We start from the raw sequence: 22,913 nt of genomic DNA on the forward strand, positions 1-22,913 counted from the left end.
GTATTTTTTATTCAACTAATTTTGCTTCTTCCAATTTTGGGTGGATTTTGTCTTGTATCAAAAACATCTGCAATTTTAATATACCCAGGATTTTCCTGTACAGAATAAATTATCTTATAATGAGCATAAACTAGATATCTATAGGTAATTTTTCTTTCCTGAAGCCGCCATTCTTTCTGGCCGATGTAGGGTGAATCTTTTAACTTTTCAGCTTCCAAAATAATATTCTGAACAAGTTTACTTGCGATTACTGAATTCGCTTCTTCTTCATAAAATTTAAAAATTTCGTCAATTTGGATTTCAGCAAATTCAGACCAAATTATCTTCATTTTTTATTGATATTTCGTCAACAAGTCAGAACTGGTTTTAAAACGATTATTCTTAAAATCTATTTCAGAACGTTCAATTCTACTGTTTAACTCTTCTTTACTCATTAAGTCTAATTTGCGCTCTGAAATTTCTTTTTCTTTCTTCAATAATACTTCCAATCGTTCTAAGGTTTCTTCACTTTCAATTTCCAAAAATTCCTTTATAAACTTCCTCTTTCTTGTTTGTAAGTCCATTTTAATAAGCTTTTTATCAAAGATACAGAATTTCAATTTTATAGGTATTTACTTAAAAACCAGATTAATTTTCTCAAAAAAATATGGATCTCACAACAACTTAGCCTCATTCCAAAAGACATCCATTTCAGCTAAAGTCATATCTTTTAAAGCTTTATTTTGTCCTTGTGCTTTGCCTTCCAAATACTGAAACCGGGTAATAAACTTTTTATTAGTACGTTCTAAAGCGTTTTCAGGATTTATACCAAGAAAACGGGCATAATTAATCATAGAGAACATAACATCGCCGAATTCAGCTTCTATTTTATCTTTATTTTCGGTATTTATTTCGTGCTGTAATTCTCCTAATTCTTCCTGAAGTTTTTCAAATACCTGTTCCGGTTTTTCCCAATCAAATCCAACCCCGGCAACTTTCTCCTGAATTCTACTGGCTTTTACCACTGCCGGCAAAGAACGCGGCACTCCTTCTAAAACGCTGGTTTTTCCTTCTTTAAGTTTCAGGTTTTCCCAGTTCTTCTTTACTTCTTCTTCATCTGCTACTTCTACATCTCCATAAATATGCGGATGACGGGCTATTAATTTGTCACAAATTCCATTAGCAACATCAGCGATATCAAATTCTTTTGTTTCGCTTCCTATTTTTGCATAAAACACCAGGTGCAGCAGTAGATCTCCCAATTCTTTTCGTACTTCCTCTAAATCATTATCTAAAATTGCATCGCCCAGCTCGTAGGTTTCCTCAATGGTTAAATGCCGCAACGATTCCATAGTTTGTTTTCTATCCCAGGGACATTGCTCTCTTAGCTCTTCCATGATAGTTAATAATCGATCAAATGCTTTTAATTGCTCTTCTCTGGAGTTCATAGTAGAAATTTTTGTGTTGTAAAAATAAGGATTGATTTTAGGCTTTTGGAAGTCTTATTAGAAAAAATAGTTTTTGTTTAATTCCACTTGGATGCTGAAACCAATTCAGCATAGCGTCTAATTTAATATCTTAGGTTCCTCAAATTCACTGCATAAAAAAAGCCTTCAGAAAACTGAAGGCTTGAATAAAGGGGTGGAAGACCGGGTTCGAACCGGCGACCTCCGGAACCACAATCCGGCGCTCTAACCAGCTGAGCTACAACCACCATTTTAATTGCGGTTGCAAATGTAGGTTATTTTAGCTATTTCCCAAAGAAAAATTTTTAATATTAGAACGAATTTTAATGCTATTTCCTGTACATACAGCTAAAAAGCTTCTAATTAAATAATTAGGAAAAACTAAAAATCAATCTATATTAAATCGAAAATTGAATCTACCGCCGGGTAACGTTCTACGGTGAAACCTTCCGCGTGTTCCGTATTAATTAATCTACCAAGATCTCTTGCCCTATAATTAATGCTGTCTAAAAAGTTACTACTGGAAATAGGGGTTTCAGGCTCTTTAGAATCCTGATCGTAAAACTGACTTCTATAAGCCAGCACCGATTCCATCTTTTTATCCATATATCCCGAAATATCTACTACCACATCAGGCTTTAAATTTTTCCACTGTATATAATGATAAACGTGTTTTGGGCGCCAGGCCTCCTGACTCTCCCTATCAACAATAGTCTCTATTTTACGTAAGCCGCTTAAGAAACAGGCATCACTTACCAATTTCGCTCCTTTTCCGTGGTCTATATGCCTATCGTCTACTGCATTGCATAAAACAATTTCGGGACGATATTTTCGTAAGATTTTTATAATTTCCAGTTTGTGGGCGGTATTATTTTCAAAAAAAGCATCGCTAAACTCAAGGTTTTCTCTAACTGAAACGCCCAGTATTTTTGCAGCTTCTTTTGCTTCTTTATCACGAGTTTCGGCAGTGCCGCGCGTGCCCATTTCACCACGAGTAAGATCTAAAATCCCTACCTTTTTTCCTCGGTCTACTTCTTTTGCAATAGTGCCCGAACAACTTAATTCTACATCGTCTGGATGCGAGCCTATAGCTAATATATCTAGTTTCATAGTATTTATTTTGTCATTTCCGCGCAGGCGGAAATCTTAATTTTGTTCAAACTCACCTTAGGTTAAGTTTATTCAGGAAATTCTTTTTCTCGCACAAGTTAGATCCTGAAATAAATTCAGGATGACGTTTCAAAATGAAATTTACCATTTGATATTTTTCACGTTCAAACTTCACATCTCGTACTTCTACCCTCTAACTCCTTTCAACGCCTGTTCCAGGTCTTCCATCAAATCTTCTTTTTCTTCAATTCCTACTGAAAATCGCATCAAGCCATCTTTTATTCCCTGGGCTTCTCTTTCTTCAGGAGAAAGTAAGCCGTGAGAAGTTTTTGAAGGCGATAAGATCGTAGATTCTACTCCAGCCAGGCTCATTGAAGATTTTATCAATTTTAATTTCTTCTGAAAAAGATCAAAATCCAATCCCTCACGCAATTCAAACGACATCATGCCACCAAAACCTTTCATTTGTGATTTTGCAAGTTCGTGATCTGGATGCGATTCTAAACCGGGATAATAAACCCTGGAAATGTCTTCGTGTTTTTCAAGGAAACGAGCTAATTCTAAAGCATTTTCATTCTGGGCTTTTACCCGCAATCCCATAGTTTTTAAACTACGTTCTAACATCCATACAGTGAAATCACTTAAACTTCCGCCAAAATTCTTAGCCAGCTGAAAGATCTTATCTATATGCTCTTCAGAAGCAATCGCCGTTCCTGCAAGAATATCGCTATGCCCACCCATATATTTGGTCGCTGAATGCAATACAATATCAATTCCAAAATCTATAGGATTCTGATTCACCGGGGAAGCAAAAGTATTATCTATCATACTTACCAAATTGTGCTTTTTGGCAATTTCGGCAATCGCTTTTATATCGGTTACAGTAAGTAGTGGGTTTGACGGTGTTTCAATATAGATCACCTTTGTATTTTCTTTTATTTCAGCCTCAAAAGATTCGGGTTTTGAATCTTTAGTAAATGAATATTCCAATCCAAATTTCTCAAATTCTTCGGTAATCAAATTACTGGTTCCGCCATAGAGTGTATTCTGAAAAACCACGTGGTCTCCCTTCTGCGCAAAAGCCATAAGCGCTGTGCTTACCGCTGCCATTCCGCTTCCAAATATCAACGCTGCCTCCCCGTGTTCTAAAGCTGCCATTTTTTGAGCCAAAGCCACTTGGTTTGGAGTATTAAAATATCTTGGATAGCGCTTCACTTCAACATCTTCAAACGCATAAGATGTAGCCATATACAATGGTGAAACCGCGCCTTTAAATTGTTTGTCTTCCAGTTCTCCGCTATGGGTGCAAATGGTATTTATTCCGGGATGTTTTTTTGTCATTTTTAAAGCTTTCAAAATTCGCCCTAATGTAAAAAGAAATATTCTAAATATCCTTTGTTTTTGGGCTGTTTCCTATTCCTAAAAACTTTCATAATCAAACAGAAGTTAAATTAAGTTAAACCAGGATAGGCATTTAATATTAGCTTTTCTATTCTTTATCTTTAAGAAAAATGAGTGATATGAATGAAGTAAAAGCATACGGCGCGCAAGCCAGCGATGCCAATTTAAAAGAACTTAACATTGAACGCAGGGAAATTACCGCAGACGATGTTCAAATTGAAATTGAATATTGCGGAGTTTGCCATAGTGATATTCACCAGGTTAGAAACGACTGGAAAAATTCTAAATATCCTGTGGTACCGGGCCACGAAATTATTGGTCGGGTAACCCAGGTTGGGAAAAACGTAAGTAATTTTAAAGAAGGTGATCTTGTAGGCGTGGGCTGTATGGTAGATTCCTGCCAGGAATGCGATTCTTGCAAAGAAGACCTCGAACAATTTTGCGAAAAAGGCGCCACGCTAACCTACAATAGTAAAGACAAACATTTGGGCGGCCATACCTTTGGAGGTTATTCTGAACAAATTGTGGTAGATAAGGAATTTGTACTTAGCATTCCTGAAAATATTGACGCGAAAGCTACCGCTCCCCTACTTTGCGCGGGGATTACTACTTATTCACCACTTCGTCACTGGAATGTAAAAAAAGGTGATAAAGTTGGCGTAATTGGTCTTGGTGGGCTTGGTCACATGGGCGTAAAATTTGCTTCTGCTTTAGGAGCTCACGTGGTGATGATCACTACTTCCCCTTCCAAATCTGAAGACGCCAAAAAACTAGGTGCTGATGAAGTTCTGGTTTCAAAAAACGAAGAGGATATGAAAAAACAAGCCGGAAGTTTCGATTTTCTTTTGAATACCGTACCGGTTGGTCACGATATGAATCCTTATATCGCTTTATTAAAAAGAGACGCTACAATGGTCCTGGTGGGTGCAATTGAACCTCTGGATCCCGTGCACGGTGGCGGATTAATTGGCGGACGTAAACGAATTGCCGGTTCGGTGATTGGCGGTATTAAAGAAACCCAGGAAATGCTGGATTTTTGTGGCGAACATAATATTGTTTCAGATATTGAAATGATCGATATGCAAAATATCAACGAAGCTTTTGATCGCGTTGTAAAATCAGATGTGAAATATCGTTTTGTGATTGATATGAAATCCTTGAAAAATAAGAACTAATAAAAAGGTTTACTGAAAAATGATTTTCTAAACGTCATCCTGAATTTATTTCAGGATCTAATATGATTATAGTAAGCAACATGTTAGAAGCTGCAACAATCCCGAAGCTTCGGGACAGCTTGACGGAATCAGGAATATTCAGTCAGCTTTTTTTGTTTCTACTGAAAAAGCCGGTTTTCCCGGCTTAGTTTTTATATTTGTTTAACGCACATTTTCAGCAGAAAACAGACAAAAAACTAAGCACGATGAAACAATTATTTATAAATATAAAAGAGCTACTTCAGGTAAGGGAAAACAAGGTAGATAAACTATCGGGAACTGAGATGAAGGAGTTACCAACTATAAAAAACGCCTGGTTACTTATTGAAGATGATAAGATTGCCGATTACGGCGAAATGGATTCTTTACCTGAAATCAATGCCGATAAAACTATTGATGCTGAAGGAAAAATAATCCTGCCTAGCTGGTGCGATTCTCATACGCATATTGTGTATGCCGGGAACAGGGAATTGGAATTTGCCGATCGTATTAACGGACTTTCATACGAGGAAATAGCCAATCGCGGCGGCGGAATTTTAAACTCTGCTAAAACCCTGCAGGAAACTTCGGAAGAAGAGGTTTACCAACGATCGGCTAAAAGGCTGGAAGAAGTTATGAAACTGGGTACCGGTGCTGTTGAGATTAAATCGGGTTACGGTTTAACCGAAGAAGGCGAGTTAAAAATGCTTCGGGTTATAAAGAAACTTCAGAAAAATTACGAGCTTCCAATTAAAGCTACTTTTTTAGGTGCGCATGCAATTCCGAAGGAATATAAAGAAAAACCCGATGCTTATATGGATTTGGTGATTGAAAAAATCTTACCAAAAGTTGCCGAAGAAAACCTGGCAGAATACATAGATATTTTCTGTGAAAAAGGATATTTCAGCGTAGCTGATACCCATAAACTGCTTTCTGCAGCGAAAAAATTCGGTTTAAAACCAAAAATACACGTTAATCAATTTAATGCCATCGGTGGAATTCAAGCCGGCATTGAACACGATGCACTTAGCGTTGATCACCTTGAAGTAATGCGCCCGGAAGATATTGAAAGTTTAAAGGAAACAAGTACAATGCCGGTTGCGCTTCCCTCCTGCTCGCTATTTTTAAGCATTCCTTACACTCCCGCTAGAGAAATGCTGGACTCTGGGTTACCATTAGCTTTAGCAACCGATTTTAATCCCGGGAGTACACCAAGCGGAAATATGAATTTGGTAGTTTCCCTGGCCTGTATAAAAATGAAAATGACCCCGGAAGAAGCGATCAACGCCGCTACAATAAACGGCGCATACGCAATGGAACTTAGCAAAACCCACGGAAGTATCACGAAAGGAAAAAAAGCCAATTTTATATTGACAGGAGAAATCCCGTCTTATACCTTTTTGCCTTATGCTTTCGGCACAAATTCTATAGAGTCGGTTTTTATTAACGGAAAGATGATAGAGTAATGGAAGGTTTAAAAATCTATAATTATAAGTCGGTAGAAAAGCTTATTTCCATTCGTGACGGTGAAACCCGGTTTGGGGAAAAAATAGGTTTTGTAGAAAGTCTGGATGATCTTAAAAAAACAAAGGCAAAATTTGTGCTTTTTGGTATTCCCGAAGATATTGGCGTTAGAGCTAACCATGGAAAAGCCGGTGCTTCAAAAGCCTGGGAAGCTTGCTTAAATTCGTTGCTGAATATTCAAAATAATGAATTCACAGCGCCAGAAAATATTATTTTACTTGGTGAAATTGACTGCAAAACCGAAATGCAAAAAGCAGCCAATATTGATGAAGCCGATCCAAATTATTATGCAAAACTTGGTGACCTGGTAGAAAAAATAGACGAAAAAGTAAGTTATTTAGTTGATGAAATAATTTCAGCCGGGAAAATTCCAATTATTATTGGCGGCGGGCATAACAACGCTTACGGCAATATTAAAGGCACTTCTAAAGCCATAAAAAAACCGCTAAATATTTTAAATATTGATGCCCATACCGATTTAAGAAAGTTAGAACACCGGCATAGTGGCAATGGATTTAGTTTTGCGCAAAGAGATGGTTTCCTCGGGAAATATTCAATTTTCGGTTTACATAAAAATTATACTCCACAATATATTTTTGACGAAATAAGTTCGGTTTCAAATATTAAATTTCATCTTTTTGAAGATCTAATTTTGCAAACCCACCAGGGAAAAATGGCCGCTTTTAATTCCCAGCTGGAGTTTATTAACAAACAGCCTTTTGGGTTGGAACTGGACTGTGATGCCATTATAAATTTTCCATCTAGCGCACAATCGCCTTCTGGTTTTGCTTTAAATATGCTTAGAAATTTTCTTCAAATTGCTTCAGAAGAAAAAAATTGTAAATACTTACATATTTGTGAAGCCGCCCCCAGCGAGGAAAATTACACGCAAGTAGGAAAAGCACTATCATTTTTTATAACAGATTTTATGAAGGCATGACAGATACAGCAGAAGAACTTATTAAACTAACCGCCCTGGTAATAGAAGTGGTGGGAATTCTGGTTATGGTAATTGGAACCTTTCTTGCCCTGGGCAGGTATGCATTTAAACTTCAGGGAGAAAAAGTACGGAGCTTTCAAAAAATAAGAGAAGAATTAGGACGTGCAATTCTACTTGGACTGGAAATTCTAATTGCTGCCGATATTATTGCCACCGTGGTTTATGGAGCTGAAATGGAGCAGATTCTCAATCTAGGACTTATAATCCTAATTCGTACCTTTTTAAGCTTTACTTTAGAAATTGAAATAGAAGGGAAATTCCCCTGGAAACAATCAAAAGATCGTACTACAGGCCAGAAATAAACCTTTGATTAGTTTTTTGAACTTAGAATTTACAGCTTAATTATTATATTTTTGTTCAAAAATACAGCTACATAAAAATGGAAATTGTCTCTTATAATTCAGCTTACGCCAAAGATTTTAAAAACTTAAATCTTGCCTGGTTAGAAAAGTATTTTTGGGTAGAACCCCACGATAAAGAAGTACTGGGAAATCCCGAAAAATATATTATTGAAACCGGTGGAAATATATTTTTCGTAAAAGATGAGGAAGAAATTATTGGTTGCGTGGCTTTAATGAAAATTGAAGACGGCATCTTTGAATTAACAAAAATGGCAGTAAGTCCCGAATACCAGGGTAAAAAAATTGGTCAGAAATTAATGGAACATAGCCTTCATTTTGCTAAAAAGCAGGGCTGGAATCATTTAATTATTTTTTCTAATCGAAAACTTGAGAATGCAATTTATATCTATAAAAAGTATGGTTTCAAAGAAATTCCTATTGGAGAAAATAACCCTTACAGCCGTGGAGATATAAAAATGCGACTGGATTTGGCATAAAATTTTGAAAAAAACGAGGCTATTCTAGTATAGGTTAATTAATTTTAATGTAAAATAATCAACTATGAAATATTTATTCACCTTACTCGCAGCGGGAATTTTATTTACCGGCTGCAAGAATGAAGGAAAAAACAATGATGCTGAAAATAAACTAAATGAAAATCCTTACGGAAAAGAAAAGAACGTGCTGGAGGCTGATTCGGCTTCTATAGACATTAAGCCCATATCTCACGCTACTGCCGCGGTAAACTGGAGCGATGCCACTTTCTACATAGATCCTGTTGGTGGTGCCGAAGCTTTTGAAGGAATAGAAGATCCCGATTTTGTTTTAATTACCGATATCCACGGAGATCATATGAGTATTGAAACCCTGGAAGCTTTAAGTTTAGAAGGAGCTTATATAATAGTGCCTCAAGCTGTAAGAGATGAAATGCCTGACGAAATGAAAGATATAGTTAGGGTTTTGGAAAATGGTGCTACAACTCGTGTACTTGAATTTTATATTGAAGCTATCCCAATGTACAACCTTCCAGAAGATCCTGAAGCATACCACCCTAAAGGACGCGGGAATGGATATGTTGTAGAAAGAAACGGGCAACGCCTTTATATTGCCGGAGATACTGAAAACATTCCTGAAATGAAGGAACTGGAAAATATTGAGATTGCTTTAATCCCAATGAACCTGCCATACACAATGACGGTTGAAGAGGCTGCCGATGGTGTTTTAGCATTTGCACCTAAAAAGGTAATTCCTTACCATTTTAGAGGTCAGGATGGTTTTGCAGATGTAGATAAATTTAAAGAATTGGTAAACGAAGGCAATAAGGATATTGAAGTAGAGATGCTGGAATGGTATCCTGACAGAGAGCAAGAATAACTACAAATCTTTTATAAAAAATGAAACCCGGTGATGAACCGGGTTTTTTGTTTTTTATATTTTTTCATTAGTGTCCATTAAAAATTTTTAAATGTTCTTTGAAATTACTGATAATCTATACTTTACAAGTCTAATTGGCGCGTGACGATTTGAATTGATTAGGTTTAGCCTCTAAAATTTGGCGGCCATGAATCAAGGAAAATACGTTTTCTCCCAATTGACGGGATATTTACCCCAACGGGTTTTTGATGGGTTTGTCAAAAAGCATGATGGCAACAGGTATGTGAAACATTTTACTTGCTGGAACCAACTACTTTGTATGCTATTCGGTCAGCTGACTAATCGAGAAAGCCTCCGAGACCTGATCGTTGCGCTTGATGCACATAGTGGAAAATCATATCATCTTGGATTGGGCAAAAGTGTAACCAGAAGTAACTTTGCAAAAGCCAACGAAGTTCGGAACTCAAAAATCTTTGAAGATTTTGCCTATCATCTGATCGCTATAGCCCGAGAATTGCATTCTAGTGATGATTTTAAAATCAAAGGAAACATTTATGCCTTTGATTCCTCCACCATAGATCTTTGTCTAAATGTATTTTGGTGGGCGAAATTTCGCAAGGCAAAAGGAGGAATTAAACTTCACACCTTATATGATGTAAACACCCAGATACCAGCCTTTCTGCATATTACCCCTGCTAATGTTCATGACGTGAAGGCAATGGATGAGCTGGTTTATGAAGCGGGTGCCCACTATATATTTGATCGTGCATATCTTGATTACACTAGGTTGTACAAAATAGAACGTTGCTCAGCCTACTTTGTGGTTCGGGCAAAATCGAATACCAAATTCAGGCGGATGTACTCCAATAAAGTCGATAAGCTAACTGGGATCCGATGTGACCAAATTGGAAAATTAAGTGGTTTTTATACTTCCCAAGAGTACCCGGAAAAACTTCGCAGAGTGAAATATTATGATAAAGAGTCGAACCGAACCTTTGTCTTTTTGACAAACAACATGAAAGTTACTGCCGAGGAGGTTGCCTTACTGTACAAAAAAAGATGGCAGGTGGAACTTTTCTTTAAATGGGTCAAACAACACTTGAAGATAAAATCCTTCTGGGGAACATCTGAAAATGCCGTAAAAATCCAGATCTATTGTGCGATAAGTGCTTACTGCCTGGTCTCTATCGTGGCAGATAAACTGAAATTGAAGCGTTCAACCTACGAAATATTACAGGTTTTAGGCATCTCATTATTAGATAAAGCCCCTATAAATGAGCTTTTTATGAATATAGATTATAGTAATGTCAAAGAACTTGATTATAACCAACTGTCACTCAGTCTGTTTTAACTGGACAGTAATGATATTTTTTGATTGAAAAAATACTAAGGTTTTAATCTTATGGGTAACTTATATTTTTTAATAGAAGGATCTAAAACGGTCTTAATCTTTTTATAATTCAGGTGTTTTTTAATCAATTTCCCGGCAGGAATATGCTCGGTTCCCACATAAAGCACCTGCATTTCATTCTTTTCGTTAAAGCTCACTACAAGATTTGCCACCACTTCTTCTTCAATATCAAGTTCAATATTTTTTAATAAATCCTGGATTTCCTTTTTAAAGGAATCTGAAGTTTCAGGTGAATTTCCCGGAGTGGCGTGAACCAAACTTCCGGCGCTAAGCGCCAATGCAAACAATACTAATTTTAAAGTCTTCATAATAATAAAATTTAAAGGTTATACTATAAAGACCGGCCTAAACCTCTATATGTTACAGACTTATATTAATTTCAGGAAATTTTAACTTATCTGAGAACAAAAAAACCGGTGATGAACCGGTTCTGTAATTTTCGTCACCCTGTCCCGAAGTTTCGGGATCGTTTCAGGGTCTATTTTGAATACTGAAATATCCCTGGCTCTTCGGGTCAGAATGCCGATTATTTATACTTTAATTCTAATTGGCAAGCGATAAGCACCTTTAACTTTAAAAGGTATTGCCAGTGTATTCTTATCCAATCGCTTTCTAATTAGTTTTCTCACTAAAGGATCTTCAGCTTCAACAAACAACACTTTTATTCGATTTTGCTCATTAATTATCAGTCTTACTTCAACCAGAAGTTCTTCCTCAATTTCCAACGGAAGATCGTCCAGCATTGCATAAATCTGTTTAATAATAACTTTATCCGGTTTGTCTATTACAGAAGTAAAACTACTAAGACCGATGAAGATAATTCCTAAAATAACTACTAGATTTTTCATGATGAATGATTTAATGGGTTTATAACCAAGAGACCATCTTCTTATTTAAGCTGTTACAGTAGGACACAAAAAAACTGCCTAAAATTTTTCTTATTTCCTATCGTCACCCTGAACTTGTTTCAGAATGACGGGTTAATAAGATTAAACTTTAGACAGTCTTAATTTAACAGGAAATAATTCCTGTCCCGATGCTTCGGGATTATTTAAGTACTTCCTGTACTTTATCTGCAGCTTCCTGGAACTGTACTGCAGAGTGGATTTTGAATCCGCTATCGTCAATTAATTTCTTGGCGATATCTGCATTGGTTCCCTGTAAGCGTACAATAATTGGTACATTAACAGCATCACCCATATTCTTATATGCATCTACAATTCCCTGCGCCACACGGTCACAACGAACAATTCCTCCAAAAATATTTACCAGGATCGCTTCTACTTTATCATCTTTTAAGATCAAACGGAAAGCTTCTTCAACTCGCTTTGCATCAGCTGTACCACCAACGTCAAGGAAGTTTGCAGGTTCTCCACCAGCTTGTTTAATAAGATCCATTGTTGCCATTGCAAGTCCGGCACCATTTACCATACAACCAACATTTCCGTCAAGGTCTACATAGTTAAGTCCAACTTCTTTAGCTTCAACTTCAGTTTGATTTTCTTCACGAATATCACGCATTTCAGCATAGTCTTTATGACGGAAAAGTGCGTTATCATCAAGGGTTACTTTTGCATCTACTGCAAGAATTTTATCATCACTGGTTTTTAAAACCGGGTTGATCTCAAAAAGTGAAGAATCAGATTTTTCAAAGGCTTTATATAGAGACATTACGAATTTTGTCATGTCTTTAAAAGCAGCTCCACTAAGTTTCAGGTTAAAGGCAATTCTTCTTGCCTGGAAAGGCATAAGTCCTGTTGCAGGATCCACCTCTTCAGTAAAAATTAAATGCGGAGTTTCTTCAGCAACAGTTTCAATATCTACACCACCTTCGGTAGAATACATAATCATATTACGGCCGGTTGCACGGTTAAGTAATACAGACATGTAATATTCCTCAGGCTCGTTATCTCCAGGATAGTAAACATCCTCGGCTACTAATACCTGGTGTACTTTTTTACCTTCAGCAGAGGTTTGTGGTGTTACCAGGTTCATTCCAATAATGTTACCAGCAACTTCTTCAACTTCTTTAAGGTTCTTGGCAAGTTTTACACCACCACCTTTTCCACGTCCACCGGCGTGTACCTGGGCTTTAATAACGTGCCATCCGGTACCGGTTTGTTCGGTTAGTTCTTTGGCGGCGTCTACGGCCTCTTTTGCGTTATGTGCAACTAAACCACGCTGAATGCGTACGCCAAAACTGCTTAAAATCTCTTTTCCTTGATATTCGTGTATGTTCATAATCAGCTATTTCTTCAGTATTAATTACGGTTAGCAAAAGTAACAAATGTATAGCTATTGTACCAATCTTTTTTAGGATATTGCCAGCCCTGCGATAATCTAATTCCAGAAGAAAATTTAGCATTTCCTTAAGGTTTGGGAATTTTTAAAATGCCCGTCATTACTGCGATTTCCCCACTATAAGCTTATCGTAATTTTTTGATGAAATTATGCATTATTAAGTTTATCCCTTTTAATTTTGCCCTTTGCTAAAAATTAACCTTAGAATGAATAAAGCACTTGTGGCACTGGCTATTGGAGGATTCGGCATTGGATTGACCGAATTCGTGATTATGGGAATTCTTCCCGATGTAGCTTCGGCATTAGAGATCAGTATTCCACAGGCCGGGCATTTTATCTCTGCTTACGCCCTGGGTGTAGTAGTTGGAGCGCCCTTGCTTACTGCCTTTGGCGGGAAATGGCCGGCGCATAAAACCCTGCTCCTTCTTATGGTTTGGTTCACGGTATTTAATTCACTTTCAGCTTTTGCTAATTCTTACGAATTATTATTGGTTTCCCGTTTTTTATCGGGTTTACCACACGGAGCTTTTTTCGGCATTGGCGCTGTAGTGGCCGGCCAATTAGCAAAACCCGGAAAATCGGCGCAAGCTATAGCCATTATGTTCACGGGGCTCACCCTGGCTAATGTATTTGGCGTGCCGTTGGGTACCTTTTTAGGCCATAATTATAGCTGGAATGTTTCATTCATGTTGGTAGGAATTGTAGGTTTAATGGCCATTGCAAGTGTGAAATTCTGGATGCCTGAACTTCCAAAATCTTCTTCTGAAGGTATTAGAAAAGATTTAAATGTGCTAAAACGTGGCGAACTTTGGATGGTGGTTTTACTTACCACTATTGGTACTGGCGGCTTTTTTGCCTGGTACAGTTATATAGCACCTTTAATAACTGATGTAGCGGGACACCCCGAAGGGTTTGTTAGTTATGTTATGATTCTCGCCGGTGTGGGAATGGTAATAGGAAACCTTATTGGCGCTAAGCTTGCCGAGAAATTCTCTCCTATTTACGCAGTAATTATGAGTATGGTTTTAATGGTGTTTGCCTTAATTACCAATGCTTATGTTGCCGAAAATCAAATTGCAATTTTGATTATGACCTTCCTTATTGCTACTATCGCTTTTTGTCTCTCCACTCCTATTCAAATGGTAATGATCAACTCTGCAAAGGGTTCAGAGAGTTTGGGATCTTCAATGAACCAGAGTGCATTTAATATGGGAAATGCTTCTGGAGCTTATTTTGCAGGATTACCCATAGCATTTGGCTACGGTTTCACCTCAGCATCTTTGGTCGGCGCAGTTATGGCGGGTCTCGGCGTTTTTATCGCCCTGGCGATTATTCTTATTAGAAAACGAAAAGAAAGCGCTGTAGCCACCGCGAGTTAAAGTATCTACTCTTTAAATATTAACAATTTCGGGGAATTCGTTATTTTTGAGACTTGCACTTGTGGGAGTTGAAATTTCTCCTGTTTTTTGCCACTTAAATTTTTCAATTGTTATGACCAATCAAGATCTTCTCGCTGTAGCCAAAGAATTTGGAAGCCCTGTTTACGTTTATGATGCCGAAAAAATTGCTTTTCAGTTTAACCGACTTAAAAATGCGTTTTCTGAAATTAAAGATTTACGTATTCATTATGCGGTAAAAGCGCTTTCTAATATTTCTATCCTGAAATATTTAAATTCCTTAGGAAGTGGTATGGACACAGTGTCGGTACAGGAAGTGAAGCTTGCTTTGAAAGCCGGGGTTGCTCCAAAAGATATTATTTATACGCCAAACGGAGTTTCTTTAGAAGAAATTGAACAGGTGGTACGATTGGGAGTGCAAATTAATATAGACAATCTATCTATCCTGGAACAGTTTGGAGCCAAACATCCAGAAGTACCGGTTTGTATTCGTATAAATCCGCATATTTTGGCCGGCGGAAATTCTAAAATTTCAGTAGGCCACGTAGATTCTAAATTCGGGATTTCTATTCACCAAATGCCGCTTTTGCTGCGTATTGTTGAAAATACCGGGATGAATATTAACGGCATCCATATGCACACCGGTAGTGATATTCTTGATATTGAAGTTTTCTTGCGTGCTTCAGAAATTCTTTTTGATTCGGCTAAAAACTTTAAAAACCTTGAATTTCTTGATTTTGGGAGCGGATTTAAAGTGCCCTACCGGGAAAATGATATTGAAACCGATATTGAAGAGTTAGGTGAAAAACTAACCGAACGTTTTAAGAATTTCTGTAAAGAATACGGGCGCGAACTTACTTTAGTTTTTGAACCAGGAAAATTTTTAGTGAGTGAGGCCGGGAAATTTCTTGCTAAAGTGAACGTGATAAAGCAAACCACTTCTACGGTTTTTGCCGGGGTAGACACCGGTTTTAATCATTTAATTCGCCCAATGTTTTACGGGTCACATCACGATATTAAAAATGTCTCTAATCCCGAAGGTAAATTCAGGTTTTACTCGGTGGTAGGCTATATTTGCGAAACCGATACTTTTGCCAATAACCGCCGAATTGCCGAAATTACCGAAGGAGATATCCTGGCTTTTAGCAATGCCGGGGCCTACTCATTTTCAATGGCCAGTAACTTTAATTCACGTTACCGCCCACCAGAAGTTTTATGGTATAAAGGTAAAGGCCATTTAATAAGGGAGCGCGAAACTTTTGAGGATTTGCTAAGGCATCAAAAAGTTATGGATTTCACTCCAAAAACTGTAAAAGCTTCTAAATAATTTATGGAAACAGTTTTTAAAAACAAATGGTTTTATAGGCTGCTCATTATTTATATTTTCCTAATACTTATTTGGAATACCTATATGGTTCTTTCCGGTAATTACCTCGGCTTAATTGCGGTGGTTATAGAATTAACGCTGCTATATTTACTATTTAACAAACACCGACTTGCAAAAATGGCCATCCACTTTTGGGCAATTATCATGATGGTTGGCCCCGGGCTTTCAATTATAGGAAAGCTCATAAAAATCGCGACGGGAGATGATTTAAATTTTATGGTAGACAGCCTTGTACAAAATTTACTTTTATCCACTTTCGGCTTATTGATCTATTATTTTAATAAGAAAACGGTTTTTGTAAGAGAAAGAGAATAAAATTAACTCTCGAAAATTCAATCTAAAATGCCTTTATATTTTCTCGCTATAATTCCCCCGGAAGAAATTTGTAAGCGAGTAAAATCGCTGAAGCAGGAAATTGCTGAAAAATATAAAGCTAAAAATGCATTGAAACTGCCGGCGCATATTACCCTGCAAATTCCATTTCAGCTTTCTGAATCAGAAGAGAATAAACTTATTGGTTTCCTGGAAATTTTTGCTGAGAATCAAAAAAGCTTCCGGGTAGATTTAAAGGATTTTGGCAGGTTTAACCAAAAAGTGATTTTTATAAATATTGAAGATCACGAGCCAATAAAAATTCTTCACACCGAATTGCAAAAAGTAATCTCAGCAAATTTGCAGTTAAAGAAACACGAGAAATTTTCTAAAATTCATCCGCATATTACGCTTGCTTCGCTAGATCTTCATTATAAACAATTTCCTGAAGCCTGGGCAGATTTTAAAGAACGTGAGTTTCAGGCTTCCTTTACCGCGAAATCATTTTCACTGCTAAAGCACGATGGAAAGCAGTGGCATCGCCATTGTGAATTTAAATTGGAATAAACCTTACAATCCAAAGCAGTGCTTTTTAAGGTTTTCTGTAACATTTTAATACTTTCATCTACTTATCACTAAAGGCAGGTATGGAAAATAATAAGACTAACAGAAAACATAATTATACTTTCTTAGAAATCCTGGGAATAATAGCTCTAATAATTATTGCAATCTACTTCCTGGATTTCACCATAGAGGCTGCTTTAGAAGGCTGGAATAACCCGGTTTAACGAATATTCCTTAATCTTTTTTTCACCTTATCTTCATTTAAAAAGTTATTGAATCTAGTCTTACATTACCACTAATTTTTTAACCAAAAACCATATAAAATCCTCCGAAAAAAATATAAATTTGGCTAAAAGTTTAAAATTTCCTTATATTTACCGCTTGTTTTACAAAAATCGAGTTATTTAAAACCGATTTTTCGAAAGATATTGCTTCCTCAATTCATAAGAATTTCTTCTGGAAAGCAGCATCAAAAAATATCTATCGAAATACTAAAAAACCTTAATCATGAAAGATCGAATCAATATTTTAAAATTAGTAGGAATTATTTTCACTGCGTTTATGCTGGTTGTATTTTTAGACCAGGCTTTAGAAGTTATTGTTCTTGGTTAAGCCCTTTAAAAATTTTCCCCTGTGAATACAGCTAGATTAGTCGGCCTTTTTCTTATACTCGTAGGGCTCCTCTGGAGCTCCTACTTTGCATTTTACAATTTAAATTTCTTTGCCGGGGCTTTAACCGGTGTGGGAGTTCCGTTTCTACTTACGGGAAAATTCAAGTTTTGGAAGTGGAAATTTCCCGAGCCTAAATAATAGGAATCACTTTAATAGAATATTCCTCTTTCTATACCGCTACGATTAAAGCAGACTATCGCGGAAGATTCAATGCTATATTTTTATTTGAATTTTTAATCGCTATTTTCATTAAATTAATTTCCAAAACCTAATAAATCATGCGGTTAAGCTTTCTCCTTTTCGGGCTTGTATTAGGCCTATTTTCTGGTACGGCTCAGGAACCCTCTTTTTCTTTAACCGGTAAAACCAATGATATAAAAGATGGAAGCTGGCTTTATTTTCGGGATTTGGTAAACGGAGGAACGCTGGATTCCGCAAAAGTTCAAAATAATAGCTTTAAATTCGACACTAAACTTCCCGAACCCAGAATGTGGGTAATGCTGCACACTAAAGATCGTTCTAAATTCAAAGAATTATGGCTGCAGGACAAACCTATGCGTTTTGATGCAAGCATTACCGATTTCCAGGATGCCGAAGTTACCGGCTCTATTTCTCAGGAATTAGTTGACGAAATAAAAACAGTTTATGAAGATTATGATAAAATTAGTGAAGCCGAACTTAGAAAACGCCAGAAAGAATTTATAAAAAACAATCCCAACGCCTTGATTAGTGCCCGGATGCTGTATGAAGTTTCAGGAAAATGGGGACAGGAAACCACGGCTCATTATTTTGATCTTTTTCCTGAAGAAATTCAGGAAAGCGCTTTGGGAAAGCGAATACTTAGTATTTTAAATAATGACAACATCCCACAACCTGGCGAAAAATATGTAGATTTTGAATTATCTACACCCACAGGGGAAACACGAAAATTTTCAGCTTTAACCGGTAAAGTAACCCTTTTACAATTTTGGGCTTCTACCTGCGAACCCAGTAAAATGCAAAACCGAGAGCTAAAAAAATTATACCGGAAATATAAGTCAGACGGACTCGAAATTGTCGCAGTTTCACGTGATACTTCACAAACCGATTGGATTAAATCCATAGAAAAAGACAATTTAAAATGGCAACACCTTAGCGCTTTGGAAGGCTGGGAAGGTCCCGTTTTTACAAACTATGGGATAAAACGCACACCTTCCAATTATCTTATAAATACCAACGGTCGCGTGGTCGGTGTCAATTTAAGGGAAAAAGAGTTAGAAGAAAACATTAAAAAATTATTGAAATAATGAGGTTTTTTTATTAATTTCATTAAAATTACCCCCTAATCTTTCAGCAACTTAATCATAATTTATTTGAATTTCCTTTTATCTAATTTCAAAGTGTCTCTTAATAGGCATTGATCTTGATATTAGTACTATTCAAATATTATTTTAAACGTTAAGCTGTGACCATATATTATCCACAAAAAAGACTGAAGTATAAACTGCTTTACGGCATCGTATCGGTAATTATTGGTACTATCGCTTTTTTAATCGATTCAGCAGCTATTTTTATATATCCCTGGTTAATCCTGGGCTTTTTAGAAATTGGCACCTGGTACTACGAAAATAAATATCACTACCTCCAAATAAATAATAATATCCTCACTAAAAATTCACTTTTTCCAAAAAGTATAGATCTCACCAAACTTAGCGCTATTAGAAAATATAAAAATAGTTTTATACTGGAATCGGAAGATCAAAATATTAAAATTCATAAAGGTTTGATCGCTTCCCATTCCCTTAATCAGCTTAACAATCTTTTAAATGAAATTCCGCTAAAGCCTCAACAAATTTAGATGCTTATCCTCGTTTTTATTGCTATTTTTAAATCGCAATAAATTATAGAAAATGAAAAAGCTGCTTTGGCTGGTTTTAATACTTCTTATTGGTTTTATAGGACTTATTTATCTTTCGGTTTTAGGTACCGATAAGGAATTTGAAACCGCAACGATAGAAGATTTTAAAGATATTGAAGATATAGATTTCCGTGAGCACGACTCCGTTACAGTGGCTGCAAGCAGTTTATATAAAATCAATCCGCTTAAAAATATTATGCAGGGAGAAAATTACCGCGAAGCCTGGGCCACTCCCGTAAAAGTTCCTGTACTTTTTCTCGATACGCTTTACGGCGGAATGAAAATCGTAAAAGAAGGTGGCGGTACCCAAACCCATTCCCTTCGTTTAAAAGATCAAGAGGGTTTTCTTTATTCCCTGCGCAGCGTAAATAAAGATCCATCTACCCACGTTCCCGAATTTGCCCGTAGCCTGGGACTGGAAAATATTGTGATAGATGCAATTTCAGCCTCGCACCCATACGGCGCAATTCTCGCCGCTGCACTTTCAGAAAAGGCAAATGTTTTACACACTCATCCCAAAGTGGTTTTTATTCCAAAACAGGATTTTCTAGGCGAAAAATATAACGAGAAATACGGCAATAGATTGTTCCTTTTAGAATATGAAACCGAAGGTGAAAAGAACTGGACCGGTTATAAAAATGTAGCTGAAATTCTTGACACCAAGAACCTGCAGGAATTAAAAAATGAACATCCTAAAAAAGTTTCAATAGATGGAAATGCATTGGTGAGAGCTCGATTATTTGATATGCTTATTGGCGATTGGGACAGGCACGCCAAGCAGTGGGGCTGGGTAATTCAGGAAGAAAATAATTCTTTTAAAGCCATTCCCGTGGCCGGTGACAGGGATAATGCCTTTTTTAATTTAGAGGGCGTTATTCCCGGAATAATTTCGAATGAGAATATTGAACCGGAAGTTCGGCCATTTGAAAAGGAAATAGATTATATGCCGGGATTGGTTTATCCTAACGATGTTTATTTCCTTACTGATACTCCTGAAGAAATCTTTACCTCGGAAGCAAAAAAATTACAGGAATTAATGACTGATGAAGCTATTGCCGATGCTTTTAAAGTTTGGCCCGGGGAAATCTACGAATTAGACGGAAAAGAGATTGCAGAAAAGATTAAATCCCGACGGGAAAATTTAGTAGCATACGCCAAAGAATTCCACCGAATAATCGCTGAAAAAGAATTACTGAACAAACCCCTTAAAGGTTCTGAAGATGCAAAAATAAGCCCGGCTTTAATTAAATGTTTTGAATGTAAAAATTAAGTGGGCAGTTGGCAGCTTTCAGTTTATTGTTTGGAGTTTTGAGTTTCCGTCTTTGTGAGAACTGCGATTGCAGGACACGGTAATCTGTACTTGATTTATTGTTTCCGAGTTATTGTTACGCCACGAATCCACTAATAATTCTTCACTGGGCTCGGTTGTCAGTTCCCGGTTGAACCGGTTGCGGGTTTGAAAGTTTGGTGTTTATGGTTTGTAGTTGTTGCGAGTTTTGGGATATTTCAGAGTCTTTGGTCTTGCTTCTTTTATCCCGACTCTTTTCTCTTATTCCGTCCGGTCGTCAGTTCGAATGGCGATATTTGAGCAAAAGCGAAAATAACGCTGTATCGAGAACTCATAGAAGTTCTGCTCTTCTCGATACTTCCTCCTACCGTCTCGAAGGGACGGAAGGAAACCCAATCAAAAGATCGCCGGCTTCGTTTCTTGCCCGCATTGACGAAGTAATAGCACCTGCCAACTCAGAACCGAGAACCGAGAACTTAATTAATAATAATATTCGTTTTATCTACACCGGTATTGCCTGTCACGGGATCAAAAGCGTAGATCGTGATGGTATAGTAGCCTTTTTCTAAATTTGTATTTGCAGTAAAGGTACTGGGTTTATTGGTTGGGTTTAAGCTGACTTCTTTAATTTCACTTCCTTCTGAAGTTATGATCGCTTTTACTTCATATTGATTGGCATCCCACACACCATCTTCGGTAACGGGGCAACCACACATCATAATAATGTTGGCTTTTAGATTAATTCCATTAGAAGCTTTAATGCGTTCGTGAGTTTGTGGCGATAATATATCTACCACAAATCCCGGGATTTCCAGTACTACCCCCTCACCGGTAATATCTTTCCCAGGAATAACCCATAGTTGAGTGCTAGAAATTACTTTGGCCTGTTTTTTATTAACCGGTGCGTGGGCCTCTACATCTACGAACGTAGGTTCTTTTATATTTAATTTAGCTTCAAATCCCGCTGTAGTTTCATCGGTGAGTTTATCGTAGCGCTTTTTGGGAGTTTGCAAAATTAATTTGGTGTTTCCTGTACTCCCTGAGGTTAAACCCTGGTCCAGGATTTCTCGCGTTTCAGCATTTCTAAGAATAATTTTAGCGCCGCCAATAGAACTTCCTATAAATTTCGCATCTTTTGCCAAAGCCCTAACCATAACCGTAGTTTCCTGGGCCACCAGGCTTCCGAAGCAAAATAAAAATGCACAAAATAAAGCTGGAATCGAAAATCTAAATTTCATAAAAACGAATTTCTGACTAAAATACAAAATCTAAAAGCATCTAAAGCACAATATCCTGGTCGCTTAAGTCTTCAAATTTAAAGTTTAAAGGATCGTTTTTATAACGCTGGGCATAAACTTTTAGCGTATCTATCTCAGCCTTGTTTAAGTCATTACTTCCCTGGTTTTCTGCAAGTTTAAACCAGGGTTGAATATCATTATAATCATATTCACCTATCACCATAAATGGGGTTCCATTTTGTACAACCACATCACTTTTTAATTCCCACATATTGGCCCAATCATAAATCATTTTTGCATCTTCCCGGTACATCCTTACGCAGCCGTGGCTGGCAGGATAGCCCGGGAGCGTATATTCGTGCGTCCCAATTCCTTCAAAATTCATGAAATTAAAATAATAAGGCATAATCCAGGATTGGTCTATGGTACTTATTTTTCGCTTGGCTTTATAATTGCCATAATATAAACCCGAAGGTGTGCCTGTGCTTTGTTTCCCGGTACTCACCGGCCCCCAATGCAATAAACTCCCATTTTCGTAAAGTGCAAAAGCCTGGATTCGTTTTGAAATTATCACAGTTTTTTCTATTGAATCTAATGCTTCCATTAGTTTCGGAAAAGGTGCATAGACATTCAAATCCTTTACCAAAGAATCGGGGATTACAAGTTTGGCACCGGGTTTAACGCGATAAGCGTCAATTCGGTTTAGCGTATAGACCAGCTTTGCATCTTCTTCAGAAAAATCATTAAAAAGACTATCCAAATGTTCTTTATTCTGAATAGAATCTAACCGGTAAGTAGTTTTAAAAACCGGTGGTTCCATTGAAATAGTATCTAATTGCGTTGGTGGAACGTCTTTCTTCGGTTCCTGTGCATTATTATTACAGGCAGTAAAAATTAAAAGAATAATCCCCGAAAAAAGCAGGATTAATTTAGTGTATTGTTGTTTCAAAATTGGCAGATTTAGGTTGTGCGTCACGGAAATAAAACTTTCCTATACGATTACGAAATTAGATCGCTAATCTTTTTTCAGCTGCCAAGGAAGCGTTAATAATTTGTTG

General features: G+C 37.0%; 25 protein-coding genes and 1 tRNA gene. 15 read left to right on the forward strand and 11 right to left on the reverse strand.

Going from position 1 to position 22,913, the window contains the following annotated elements:
* Positions 1 to 11: 11 nt before the first annotated feature.
* From J0871_RS15545 to J0871_RS15570, 6 genes are all read right to left on the reverse strand, one after another.
* Positions 12 to 329, reverse strand: a complete 318-nt coding sequence (locus J0871_RS15545; protein ID WP_208226150.1) for a type II toxin-antitoxin system RelE/ParE family toxin — start codon at positions 327 to 329, stop codon at positions 12 to 14.
* 3 nt (positions 330 to 332) lie between these two features.
* Positions 333 to 563, reverse strand: a complete 231-nt coding sequence (locus J0871_RS15550) for a hypothetical protein (protein WP_208226151.1) — start codon at positions 561 to 563, stop codon at positions 333 to 335.
* Between the two features lie 90 nt (positions 564 to 653).
* Complete coding sequence (gene mazG / locus J0871_RS15555; protein ID WP_208226152.1) at positions 654 to 1,427, reverse strand: nucleoside triphosphate pyrophosphohydrolase; 774 nt, start codon at positions 1,425 to 1,427, stop codon at positions 654 to 656.
* 191 nt (positions 1,428 to 1,618) lie between these two features.
* A tRNA-His gene (locus J0871_RS15560) sits at positions 1,619 to 1,694 on the reverse strand.
* Between the two features lie 144 nt (positions 1,695 to 1,838).
* Positions 1,839 to 2,555, reverse strand: a complete 717-nt coding sequence (bshB1, locus tag J0871_RS15565) for a bacillithiol biosynthesis deacetylase BshB1 (protein WP_208226153.1) — start codon at positions 2,553 to 2,555, stop codon at positions 1,839 to 1,841.
* A 186-nt stretch (positions 2,556 to 2,741) separates the two neighbouring features.
* Positions 2,742 to 3,896, reverse strand: coding sequence for a PLP-dependent aspartate aminotransferase family protein (locus J0871_RS15570; protein WP_208226154.1), 1,155 nt, complete (start codon positions 3,894 to 3,896; stop codon positions 2,742 to 2,744).
* A gap of 179 nt (positions 3,897 to 4,075) precedes the next feature.
* On the opposite strand from J0871_RS15570, the gene J0871_RS15575 reads away from it, so the two are divergent.
* The 7 genes from J0871_RS15575 to J0871_RS15605 all read left to right on the forward strand — a co-directional run bounded on the left by J0871_RS15575 (position 4,076) and on the right by J0871_RS15605 (position 10,739).
* Entirely contained in the window at positions 4,076 to 5,131 is a 1,056-nt protein-coding gene (locus tag J0871_RS15575) for an NAD(P)-dependent alcohol dehydrogenase (protein WP_208226155.1), read from the forward strand.
* Between the two features lie 245 nt (positions 5,132 to 5,376).
* On the forward strand, positions 5,377 to 6,615 hold the full coding sequence (gene hutI, locus J0871_RS15580; protein ID WP_208226156.1) for an imidazolonepropionase: 1,239 nt from the start codon (positions 5,377 to 5,379) through the stop codon (positions 6,613 to 6,615).
* Entirely contained in the window at positions 6,615 to 7,613 is a 999-nt protein-coding gene (locus J0871_RS15585; RefSeq protein WP_208226157.1) for a formimidoylglutamase, read from the forward strand. The genes hutI and J0871_RS15585 overlap by 1 nt, the downstream gene beginning before the upstream one ends.
* Complete coding sequence (locus tag J0871_RS15590; protein WP_075327510.1) at positions 7,610 to 7,975, forward strand: DUF1622 domain-containing protein; 366 nt, start codon at positions 7,610 to 7,612, stop codon at positions 7,973 to 7,975. Before J0871_RS15585 ends, J0871_RS15590 begins: the two co-directional genes overlap by 4 nt.
* Positions 7,976 to 8,052: 77 nt before the next feature.
* Positions 8,053 to 8,511 carry a GNAT family N-acetyltransferase gene (locus tag J0871_RS15595; RefSeq protein ID WP_208226158.1) on the forward strand — a complete coding sequence of 153 codons (459 nt, stop codon included), beginning with the start codon at positions 8,053 to 8,055 and terminating at the stop codon, positions 8,509 to 8,511.
* 64 nt (positions 8,512 to 8,575) lie between these two features.
* Positions 8,576 to 9,388 (forward strand): MBL fold metallo-hydrolase, encoded by an 813-nt coding sequence (locus tag J0871_RS15600; RefSeq protein WP_208226159.1) that lies wholly within the window; start codon positions 8,576 to 8,578, stop codon positions 9,386 to 9,388.
* A 187-nt stretch (positions 9,389 to 9,575) separates the two neighbouring features.
* Positions 9,576 to 10,739 carry an IS4 family transposase gene (locus tag J0871_RS15605; RefSeq protein ID WP_208226160.1) on the forward strand — a complete coding sequence of 388 codons (1,164 nt, stop codon included), beginning with the start codon at positions 9,576 to 9,578 and terminating at the stop codon, positions 10,737 to 10,739.
* Positions 10,740 to 10,774: 35 nt separating this feature from the next.
* Here the strand turns inward: J0871_RS15605 and J0871_RS15610 are convergent, their stop codons facing one another.
* The 3 genes from J0871_RS15610 to sucC all read right to left on the reverse strand — a co-directional run bounded on the left by J0871_RS15610 (position 10,775) and on the right by sucC (position 13,040).
* Complete coding sequence (locus J0871_RS15610) at positions 10,775 to 11,107, reverse strand: hypothetical protein (RefSeq protein ID WP_208226161.1); 333 nt, start codon at positions 11,105 to 11,107, stop codon at positions 10,775 to 10,777.
* 222 nt (positions 11,108 to 11,329) lie between these two features.
* On the reverse strand, positions 11,330 to 11,647 hold the full coding sequence (locus J0871_RS15615) for a hypothetical protein (protein ID WP_208226162.1): 318 nt from the start codon (positions 11,645 to 11,647) through the stop codon (positions 11,330 to 11,332).
* 199 nt (positions 11,648 to 11,846) lie between these two features.
* The gene (sucC, locus tag J0871_RS15620; protein WP_208226163.1) at positions 11,847 to 13,040 is read right to left on the reverse strand and encodes an ADP-forming succinate--CoA ligase subunit beta; all 1,194 of its coding nucleotides are present in this window, start codon (positions 13,038 to 13,040) and stop codon (positions 11,847 to 11,849) included.
* Positions 13,041 to 13,306: 266 nt separating this feature from the next.
* On the opposite strand from sucC, the gene J0871_RS15625 reads away from it, so the two are divergent.
* The 8 genes from J0871_RS15625 to J0871_RS15660 all read left to right on the forward strand — a co-directional run bounded on the left by J0871_RS15625 (position 13,307) and on the right by J0871_RS15660 (position 20,599).
* Positions 13,307 to 14,479 carry an MFS transporter gene (locus J0871_RS15625; protein ID WP_208226164.1) on the forward strand — a complete coding sequence of 391 codons (1,173 nt, stop codon included), beginning with the start codon at positions 13,307 to 13,309 and terminating at the stop codon, positions 14,477 to 14,479.
* A gap of 112 nt (positions 14,480 to 14,591) precedes the next feature.
* Complete coding sequence (gene lysA / locus J0871_RS15630) at positions 14,592 to 15,824, forward strand: diaminopimelate decarboxylase (protein ID WP_208226165.1); 1,233 nt, start codon at positions 14,592 to 14,594, stop codon at positions 15,822 to 15,824.
* 3 nt (positions 15,825 to 15,827) lie between these two features.
* The gene (locus J0871_RS15635) at positions 15,828 to 16,199 is read left to right on the forward strand and encodes a hypothetical protein (protein WP_208226166.1); all 372 of its coding nucleotides are present in this window, start codon (positions 15,828 to 15,830) and stop codon (positions 16,197 to 16,199) included.
* A gap of 27 nt (positions 16,200 to 16,226) precedes the next feature.
* A complete protein-coding gene (locus J0871_RS15640) occupies positions 16,227 to 16,763 on the forward strand; it encodes a 2'-5' RNA ligase family protein (protein ID WP_208226167.1) in 537 nt (178 codons plus the stop codon).
* 80 nt (positions 16,764 to 16,843) lie between these two features.
* Positions 16,844 to 16,984, forward strand: coding sequence for a hypothetical protein (locus J0871_RS15645; protein ID WP_156858155.1), 141 nt, complete (start codon positions 16,844 to 16,846; stop codon positions 16,982 to 16,984).
* 726 nt (positions 16,985 to 17,710) lie between these two features.
* Complete coding sequence (locus J0871_RS15650) at positions 17,711 to 18,718, forward strand: TlpA disulfide reductase family protein (protein ID WP_208226168.1); 1,008 nt, start codon at positions 17,711 to 17,713, stop codon at positions 18,716 to 18,718.
* 158 nt (positions 18,719 to 18,876) lie between these two features.
* The gene (locus J0871_RS15655; RefSeq protein WP_208226169.1) at positions 18,877 to 19,269 is read left to right on the forward strand and encodes a hypothetical protein; all 393 of its coding nucleotides are present in this window, start codon (positions 18,877 to 18,879) and stop codon (positions 19,267 to 19,269) included.
* 52 nt (positions 19,270 to 19,321) lie between these two features.
* On the forward strand, positions 19,322 to 20,599 hold the full coding sequence (locus J0871_RS15660; protein WP_208226170.1) for a hypothetical protein: 1,278 nt from the start codon (positions 19,322 to 19,324) through the stop codon (positions 20,597 to 20,599).
* A gap of 494 nt (positions 20,600 to 21,093) precedes the next feature.
* Here the strand turns inward: J0871_RS15660 and J0871_RS15665 are convergent, their stop codons facing one another.
* Together J0871_RS15665 and J0871_RS15670 are read right to left on the reverse strand one after the other, a co-directional pair.
* On the reverse strand, positions 21,094 to 21,855 hold the full coding sequence (locus J0871_RS15665; protein ID WP_208226171.1) for a hypothetical protein: 762 nt from the start codon (positions 21,853 to 21,855) through the stop codon (positions 21,094 to 21,096).
* A gap of 40 nt (positions 21,856 to 21,895) precedes the next feature.
* On the reverse strand, positions 21,896 to 22,804 hold the full coding sequence (locus J0871_RS15670) for a L,D-transpeptidase (protein WP_208226172.1): 909 nt from the start codon (positions 22,802 to 22,804) through the stop codon (positions 21,896 to 21,898).
* Between the last annotated feature and the right edge of the window lie 109 nt (positions 22,805 to 22,913).

This window comes from Salegentibacter sp. BDJ18 (assembly GCF_017579965.1).
GTDB lineage: Bacteria > Bacteroidota > Bacteroidia > Flavobacteriales > Flavobacteriaceae > Salegentibacter.

Coding starts and splice junctions, on each gene's coding strand:
- J0871_RS15595 (WP_208226158.1), top strand. CDS start 8,053: ATGGAAATTGTCTCTTATAATTCAGCTTACGCCAAAGATTTTAAAAAC.
- J0871_RS15615 (WP_208226162.1), bottom strand. CDS start 11,647: ATGAAAAATCTAGTAGTTATTTTAGGAATTATCTTCATCGGTCTTAGT.
- J0871_RS15660 (WP_208226170.1), top strand. CDS start 19,322: ATGAAAAAGCTGCTTTGGCTGGTTTTAATACTTCTTATTGGTTTTATA.
- J0871_RS15625 (WP_208226164.1), top strand. CDS start 13,307: ATGAATAAAGCACTTGTGGCACTGGCTATTGGAGGATTCGGCATTGGA.
- J0871_RS15570 (WP_208226154.1), bottom strand. CDS start 3,896: ATGACAAAAAAACATCCCGGAATAAATACCATTTGCACCCATAGCGGA.
- J0871_RS15600 (WP_208226159.1), top strand. CDS start 8,576: ATGAAATATTTATTCACCTTACTCGCAGCGGGAATTTTATTTACCGGC.
- sucC (WP_208226163.1), bottom strand. CDS start 13,040: ATGAACATACACGAATATCAAGGAAAAGAGATTTTAAGCAGTTTTGGC.
- J0871_RS15545 (WP_208226150.1), bottom strand. CDS start 329: ATGAAGATAATTTGGTCTGAATTTGCTGAAATCCAAATTGACGAAATT.
- J0871_RS15605 (WP_208226160.1), top strand. CDS start 9,576: ATGAATCAAGGAAAATACGTTTTCTCCCAATTGACGGGATATTTACCC.
- hutI (WP_208226156.1), top strand. CDS start 5,377: ATGAAACAATTATTTATAAATATAAAAGAGCTACTTCAGGTAAGGGAA.
- lysA (WP_208226165.1), top strand. CDS start 14,592: ATGACCAATCAAGATCTTCTCGCTGTAGCCAAAGAATTTGGAAGCCCT.
- J0871_RS15650 (WP_208226168.1), top strand. CDS start 17,711: ATGCGGTTAAGCTTTCTCCTTTTCGGGCTTGTATTAGGCCTATTTTCT.
- bshB1 (WP_208226153.1), bottom strand. CDS start 2,555: ATGAAACTAGATATATTAGCTATAGGCTCGCATCCAGACGATGTAGAA.
- J0871_RS15575 (WP_208226155.1), top strand. CDS start 4,076: ATGAATGAAGTAAAAGCATACGGCGCGCAAGCCAGCGATGCCAATTTA.
- J0871_RS15590 (WP_075327510.1), top strand. CDS start 7,610: ATGACAGATACAGCAGAAGAACTTATTAAACTAACCGCCCTGGTAATA.
- J0871_RS15635 (WP_208226166.1), top strand. CDS start 15,828: ATGGAAACAGTTTTTAAAAACAAATGGTTTTATAGGCTGCTCATTATT.
- J0871_RS15640 (WP_208226167.1), top strand. CDS start 16,227: ATGCCTTTATATTTTCTCGCTATAATTCCCCCGGAAGAAATTTGTAAG.
- J0871_RS15585 (WP_208226157.1), top strand. CDS start 6,615: ATGGAAGGTTTAAAAATCTATAATTATAAGTCGGTAGAAAAGCTTATT.
- J0871_RS15645 (WP_156858155.1), top strand. CDS start 16,844: ATGGAAAATAATAAGACTAACAGAAAACATAATTATACTTTCTTAGAA.
- J0871_RS15665 (WP_208226171.1), bottom strand. CDS start 21,855: ATGAAATTTAGATTTTCGATTCCAGCTTTATTTTGTGCATTTTTATTT.
- J0871_RS15610 (WP_208226161.1), bottom strand. CDS start 11,107: ATGAAGACTTTAAAATTAGTATTGTTTGCATTGGCGCTTAGCGCCGGA.
- mazG (WP_208226152.1), bottom strand. CDS start 1,427: ATGAACTCCAGAGAAGAGCAATTAAAAGCATTTGATCGATTATTAACT.
- J0871_RS15550 (WP_208226151.1), bottom strand. CDS start 563: ATGGACTTACAAACAAGAAAGAGGAAGTTTATAAAGGAATTTTTGGAA.